Here is a 7387-nt window from a genome sequence, read left to right as displayed (position 1 = left end):
TAGAAATCAAGTACATATACAGGGGGTGCTTTTTGAAAATCATCAATTATAATCCTTTTTTATCTTGATTTAGACATTCTTATCGTTCTGAAATTTATTTAGGACAGGATTGATATCAAATATAAGTCTGTAATTTACTTTATCCCCAAAAACTTATGATTTTGAAGGCTCAACCGCCAGCTTGGATTAATCTTAATAAACTCAAGGATGCTTGGAAGACTTTGTTTGAGCTGCTTCCACTGAGGTTGAAGAAATAAATGACAATCAGCATTTACTTTTTCTGATTCTTGTTGAGCAAAGGCAAGATCAGTAGAGTCGTTGACCACAATTTTTAATTCATTGGCTTTGTGATAAACATCTTGATGGGGAAGGTGTACCTTCTTTGGAGAAAGACTCAGCCAGTCGAATTTGGAAAAGATAGGATAGGCGCCTGAAGTTTCGATATGAATCTTTTTTCCTTGGTTTACCAACGCATTGGTAAGTTTTGATAAATCATAAATTAGGGGTTCTCCACCTGTAATAACCACCAAATCAAGTTTTGATTCGATAGACTGTGCAACAATATCATCAATAAACATCAAGTCCGATTCTTCCATCGACCAGGCATCTTTGCTATCGCACCAAATGCATCCAATATCGCAACCGGCAAAGCGAATAAAAAAAGCTGCTTTTCCATGGTGAAATCCTTCTCCCTGAACAGAGGTGAAAATTTCATTCACAGGAATCTGATTCTCAGGAATCTCTAATTTATTAAGTAATTTACCTGACTCTGCCGACATATTACATCCTCCTTTTTTGTGCTGCTATCAGTGTGTTTTGGAGCAATGACGCAATAGTCATGGCACCTACACCTCCCGGAACAGGAGTAATATAAGAGCATTTAGAAGCTACATGTTCGAAATCCACATCACCTACTAATTTATATCCTTTTGCACTACCTGGATCATCCACATCGTTTATACCAACATCAATAACAATAGCTCCTTGTTTAACCATATCTTTGGTCACATAATAGGCTTTGCCAATGGCAGCAATTAGTATGTCGGCTGTTTGACAAATTTCTTTCACATTCTTCGTGCGGCTATGCACCAATGTTACTGTACAATCACCGGGATAGTTCTTGCGACCCATTAAAATACTCATGGGCATACCTACAATATTACTTCGGCCAATAACTACACAATGCTTACCAGATGTTTCTAATTGGTAAGCTTTTAATATTTCTAATATACCACTGGGTGTTGCGGGTAACAAGGCATCCAGATTTTTTGCCATCCGTCCAATGTTGATGGGATGAAAACCATCCACATCTTTCTCGGGACTGATTGCTTCTATAACTTTGTTTTCCGAAATATGACTTGGCAGGGGAAGCTGAACGATAAAACCATCAATCTCATCATCCGTATTTAATTCCTCAATTTTCTCCAATAACTCTTCTTCTGAAACGTCAGTATTATATGTAAACAAACTGGATTCGAATCCAATGCGTTCACAGGACTTCATTTTTCCCCTAACATAAGATTGACTTGCCCGATCTTCACCAACTAAAATAGCGGATAAATGAGGTGGACGAATTCCAGCTGAAGTGAGCTTTTCTACTTCCAATGCAAGACTGTCTTTTATCTTATCTGATAAAGCTTTTCCATCCAATAATACCATAGCAATTTTTTAACATGATTTAAGGATATTTCTAAAAACATTTTTTTATTGACTCACCCTATCCTCTCTATATATAGTAGAGGGTTAATGGAGTTTTTAGAGCTCCCTTCAACTTGTAGACAAATTTAGTAGATAAATAAAGCTCAGCAAATAAATTATAAGGCTATTCGTCCAAATTATTGAGTTCTTGAAGAATGAGCTCTGAAGCATAGTTTACCCAAGTTTTAAAAGCAGGATTAGCTTTGTAACGATCTGCAAAATGAACCAATTCGTGTAAGTCAAAAAAGTTGGACATTATGCCAGCTCCAGCAGCTTTTGCCTGCACTGCATTGATCAATTGTTCAGGATGATTATGCACTGGAACCATTAATACGGGTTTGCCAAGATACATGGCTTCACAGATACTTTCATAACCAGCTGTTGTTGCCAAGCCTTTACATGTGGCCAAATATTTTATGTATTTATCAGCATTAAGCTTATGAAATGTCAGGTTCTTACTGTGTATGTATTCTTCTTCAACATCCTCTTTATCCCAAAAACAATGAATTTCCTGATCAGGGTGATTTTCGTGCCAGAGGATTATTTGATCAGCATATCCCGGATTTAAGAGATAAACCAACAAGTGCTCTTTATTTTCCGTTTTTAACGATTTAATTTGATTCCTGATTAAGGGTGGAATCACAAACAATTTATCCCAACTCAAATTTTCCCACTGTATAAAATTTATAGCCAGATTTTTCTTCGATCCCATGGTTGTCAAGGAATTGACAGTCTCCAATGAAAACTTATTAAAACGTGACATTTTAGGGTAAAAGAAACGGAAATGAGGATATATATATTGGTGGGCAATAGAAACAATTGGCGCTTTTGGTCTGTAAAACAAAAACCAAAACCCACACAAAATTTCATGAAAATTAATGATTAAATCAATGTCTTTTTGATTGATCAACTTATCAATTTTCTTTAGTTGCTTTAGAAAAAGAGGGGTTTGTAAAATATTATGAATCAGAGAATAGCCTAGTCTGACTGATTTCTTGTTTTTGTCTTTTACGAGGTTAGGACTTTGATAGGTTGTTAGTATATCCTGATAATGATTAACAAAAAAAGGGGGGAGTTTTCGCTGTGCGTTTGTTCCTGCTAAAACAATGCTGATTTCATGTCCGGCTGTTTCCAGTATCTCTTGTAAAGAAATAGCTTGTGTCAGGTGACCACGACCTTCTCCTTGAACAATAAAAGCGATCTTCAATTTTTGATTTTTAATTTTTTCAAATATCCTGTTTTCAAATCTTTATTGTAAAGTTTTTGAAAAATAATTCCAAAGAACTTGAGGCACTCCCAACTTTAGGCACTCTAGTCACTTATAACTCTAGGCACTTCCACTCCTTTGTCTTACTGCCTCATAAAAAACAACACCAGCAGAAACAGATACATTCAACGAATCCAAACCTCTACCAGGTATTTTAATCATATAATCGCTTTTCTGTAAAATACTTTGACTAATACCAGTATCTTCAGCTCCTAATACAATGCAGCTGGGCAGACTAAAATCAACCTGTCCGATTAAGTCGTCTGCTTTTTCGGTGGCTGCTAAAATTTGTAAACCACTATTTTTTAAAAAGGATATTGTATCTGTCAAATCATTTACCCTACACACATTAATTTTAAGCAGTGCACCAGCTGATGTTTTGATAGCTTCTTCATTGATTTCTGCTGATCCTTTTGAGGGGATAATCAAGGCATCGATATCCATAAAGGCCACACTACGGGCAATAGCGCCAAAATTTCTAACATCGGTCACACCATCCAGCACACAAACCAAGGGAGCTTTTGTTTGTTCATATAAAACAGGAATCAGCATGTCCAAATCAACAAATTCAATGGGAGATGTAATCGCAATAATACCCTGATGTCCCTCAGAACTCAGTCGGTTTAGTTTTTCTTTTGGTACATATTGGATAGTTGCATTGCTTTTTCGAAGCTGAGCTACAATGGTATTAATTGCACTGTTTCGGATGTCTTTTTGAATTAAAAGCTTGATGATTGGATGTCCACTCGTTATTGCTTCTTCAATTGCATGTATCCCTTTGATTAAATCTTTACGTTTTGCCATTTAATTGTGTTTGCTAATCATTTGAAAACGAATGCAAAAATACGCAGCTTTTATTTATGATGTATTCCATTGCGAACTGTTCAGATTTGACAACTTTTATAAAGTTGTCAAATCTTGTTCTACAATTTCAAGCTGGTATTGTCAATTCCACAATAAAGCAATTCACATCCGTCTTTTAGGTTCATTGTCTCTAATCTTTCCCAATCTTTCATCTTTCCCAGTCTTTCCATCTTCCCCAGCCTTTCATCTTTCATATCAATTCATCATTTAGGTCACACTTACGAAGAAAACGGTCGCACTTACACAGTTTCTATTGTTTATAACAATAACACATCTTAGCTTCGAATATTCGAAAAGAGATATCATACCTTATGAGATGTTTTATGTAAAATGGATATGAAAATCCATTGGTGAAATGAAAAAAAAACTAAAACTATGAATCTTAATAAATTAGTTTTTACTATAGCTGAAGGAAAGTTAATTGCCGATCCTGATGAAATAGTTATGCTAAAAAAATGTGAAGATTTTTTTATATGTTTCACGACTATTGGTAATGAGGTTATTTTGCATATGAAATTGTCAGAATTGAGGAAAATCACTGAACATTATGGCTTTATTGCAATAAACCGACATCTTATAATAAACCTTATGCATCTTGAATTAATCACAAATTGCCCAAAACCGACATTAAAAATGAAACATATCGCTGAATCAGTTCCCATTTCAGAGAAAAATGCCAGGAAGCTTTGTGTGAGGATCAAAGAAATGACGAGAAAAATAATCGAAACCTAATGATCGGTAAGCTACATATTATTATATGCCCGATAAGTGGTCATTTTTGGCCATATCTCCTGCATTTATGGCCGAAATTGAGCTGTTTTTGGCGATTTAGGTTTCATGCAGTTGAATACACTCTTTATAATTATATTTTTGTTAAACTTTTTAATTTATATTCATGAAAAGGATTTTTCTTACATTAGTACTATCATGTCTACTTTCAACATCTGTATTTTCACAAGGTGGAAAATTAGGATTTGACAACACTTCTGGTCCTGACTTTGGGATAAATCTCTTCATGGATTCTGCATCTTCAAATTTTTGGAAAATCGGAAACCCAAATGGAATTGTATTTAATGAAGCTTTTCAATCCGAAAACGCTATTTATATTGATAAAAATCTAATGAATAGTGACACTTTGTCTTCTTCATTCACAATTGTTTATCATATTATTCCTCCATTAGATCCAAAGGATTATTGCTTCTTACATTTTTATTATAAGGTTGATGCAGATATCTCAGAATCAGCTGAATTTTTAGTTTCTTTTGATTATGGTAATAGTTGGAATTCTATATTTGACACAAACCTCTGGATATTTAGTTATTATACCAGAATAGCTGATTCAACTATTTATACAGAACCTCCTTTAAATGGATATCATGCAGACTGGATAAGTTGCTTAATTGATCTTCGTTTTTCATTATATCATAAAGTTGTAGATGATCCTGATTCAATATATTTTAAATTTAAATTTAATGCAATTAAACAGGCACCTACTGAAGGAATTATTATCGATAACATCAGAGCTAATATTGCATATACAGATATTAAAGAATATCAAACGCAAAAAATAATTTTCAAATCATCAATTGGAGATTATTATATGGCACCAATTGTTGGATGCCATTCAGATATTATTATTTCAATATTTGATATATCTGGAAGAAAGGTTGTTACAGATTTTACACCAAACTCCAGAACAATTGATATTTCACTATTGAATATTGGCAGCGGTCTCTACATCATTTATCTGTACAATTTGAAAACGAAAGAATCTCAATCTATTAAGATAATAAACTAAAAGAAATGAAAAAGATTACTTTATCGATCGTCTTCGTATTTATACTGACGAATTTGTTCTGTCAAAATAATGACACAATTATTAAAATTTTTACAAATAAATCACTGAACTATGATGAAAAGTTTAAAATAATTAGTAGTAATGAGATACAGAAGGATGAGCGAACAATAAAAAATATTCGAAGGGCAGAATGGTATTTATCAACAAGACTTGATAATAACGGAAGACTTGATGCATATACTACAGGTTTGAAAAAAGCAATAGATAAAAGATATAGAAATGACAACCTGTATAGAAGTGTAACCAATTCAATAAATCAAAATTGGAAGTATATAGGAGAATTAAACAATCCGGAACAAGAGTTCGAAATTGATGGAACTAACTTAATTAAATATGAAAATGGAGAAGGAATTGGTATGATTGAAAGTATCTGGGTTGCACCAGATAATCCACACTATGTGCTTGCTGGAGCATGTACTGGAGGCTTGTGGAAAACGGAAAATGCAATGGATGATAAACCCGTATGGGAGTGTATTACAGATAATAGTGTTGTTTATGGTGGAGTTTGGGATATAGCAGTTGATCCAAATAACACCAATAACATATATGTTGTAACAACGGCATACGCAAATGGATTGCTCTCGTATGATAAGCATAGCTATGGCATTTTTAAGTCAAATGATGGAGGTGCATCATGGGAGCCTATTTCGACTAGTACAATTAATTTGTCAAACGAGCATTTGACATCAATAGAATTTCTTAATACTAACCCAACTAGCCTGATAGTAACTACCAATTCGACTATTTATAAATCAATTAATGAAGGTACAACCTGGACTGTTGAATTACCTGCACAAAGCAATATTTTATTTAACCACATTAAATCAAATCCAAATAATAATCTTGAGCTAATTATTGAAGGGTACAATCTAGTTGGAAATAGTACGAATTTTGGTTTCTACTATTCAGATGATGGTGGTGATTCTTGGTCACTAATTCAAATCCCAACATATACTTGTCCTATTGGAAGATTACAAGCTGAATTCGATAAAGATCCATTAAGCAAACTTGCATATATTGTTTATATTGAAGAAAAAAAATCAAGTTGTAGTTCAAACCAAAATGTACAGGATATATATATTGAAACTTGGGATGGAACAACACTAAGTCCATTTGGGGTAATTCAGAATAATACAAATGATGCCAATGGCAATAAAATTAAAATAAGAACCTATGAAACTCATGGCGATTTTCTTCTTACACCTGACGAAGTATTTTTTATTGGATATGTTGATTTAGGTAATTTTATTAAACAGTCTTCTGATATTGTGCTTGAGGATTATGTTTCTTCAGATTTTAAACCATATATTCACTACAGACATGTTGATATCAGATGTCTTGCATATTCAATTGATGAATATGGTAATGAGGTAGTATTCATTGGAAATGATGGAGGTATTAATCGATCAATTAAGACCCCAACGGGCAGAGAAGATGCTGATATTACAGCTGGTTTGCAGTTAAGTCAAATCTACTCAGTCGCAATTTCTCAAAAAGATCCAAATATATTCATTGTAGGTATGCATGACAATGGAACCGATAAAAGGATTTCTGTAAATGGGGAGTGTAAATCAAACTCTGTCTGGTTATAATTTCCTTTAATTTCAAATTTATAATAATATTCATAATGCTGTTGTAATGTTGGTAACTTTTAGCTTTAGCGTTTAAAAAGTTATCAATATTTCAATGGCTTTGGTTTA

General features: G+C 33.6%; 7 protein-coding genes. 3 read left to right on the top strand and 4 right to left on the bottom strand.

Features of this window, described 5'->3' with window-relative positions:
- Positions 1 to 134: 134 nt before the first annotated feature.
- From HOG71_11445 to rlmB, 4 genes are all read right to left on the bottom strand, one after another.
- Complete coding sequence (locus tag HOG71_11445) at positions 135 to 779, bottom strand: 7-carboxy-7-deazaguanine synthase QueE (GenBank protein ID MBT5991453.1); 645 nt, start codon at positions 777 to 779, stop codon at positions 135 to 137.
- A gap of 1 nt (position 780) precedes the next feature.
- Entirely contained in the window at positions 781 to 1659 is an 879-nt protein-coding gene (locus HOG71_11440) for a bifunctional 5,10-methylene-tetrahydrofolate dehydrogenase/5,10-methylene-tetrahydrofolate cyclohydrolase (protein ID MBT5991452.1), read from the bottom strand.
- A gap of 163 nt (positions 1660 to 1822) precedes the next feature.
- Positions 1823 to 2905, bottom strand: a complete 1083-nt coding sequence (locus tag HOG71_11435; GenBank protein ID MBT5991451.1) for a glycosyl transferase — start codon at positions 2903 to 2905, stop codon at positions 1823 to 1825.
- Between the two features lie 120 nt (positions 2906 to 3025).
- Positions 3026 to 3769 (bottom strand): 23S rRNA (guanosine(2251)-2'-O)-methyltransferase RlmB, encoded by a 744-nt coding sequence (gene rlmB, locus HOG71_11430; GenBank protein MBT5991450.1) that lies wholly within the window; start codon positions 3767 to 3769, stop codon positions 3026 to 3028.
- 435 nt (positions 3770 to 4204) lie between these two features.
- Here rlmB and HOG71_11425 point away from each other — a divergent pair, with 435 nt between their 5' ends.
- The 3 genes from HOG71_11425 (at position 4205) to HOG71_11415 (ending at position 7279) form a co-directional block, all read left to right on the top strand.
- The gene (locus HOG71_11425; protein ID MBT5991449.1) at positions 4205 to 4561 is read left to right on the top strand and encodes a hypothetical protein; all 357 of its coding nucleotides are present in this window, start codon (positions 4205 to 4207) and stop codon (positions 4559 to 4561) included.
- Between the two features lie 163 nt (positions 4562 to 4724).
- Positions 4725 to 5627 (top strand): T9SS type A sorting domain-containing protein, encoded by a 903-nt coding sequence (locus HOG71_11420; GenBank protein MBT5991448.1) that lies wholly within the window; start codon positions 4725 to 4727, stop codon positions 5625 to 5627.
- Between the two features lie 5 nt (positions 5628 to 5632).
- Positions 5633 to 7279, top strand: coding sequence for a hypothetical protein (locus tag HOG71_11415; protein ID MBT5991447.1), 1647 nt, complete (start codon positions 5633 to 5635; stop codon positions 7277 to 7279).
- Positions 7280 to 7387 lie beyond the last annotated feature (108 nt).

The organism is Bacteroidota bacterium (assembly GCA_018698135.1).
Lineage (GTDB): Bacteria > Bacteroidota > Bacteroidia > CAILMK01 > JAAYUY01 > JABINZ01.
This window is presented reverse-complemented; position numbering and strand designations above follow the sequence as displayed.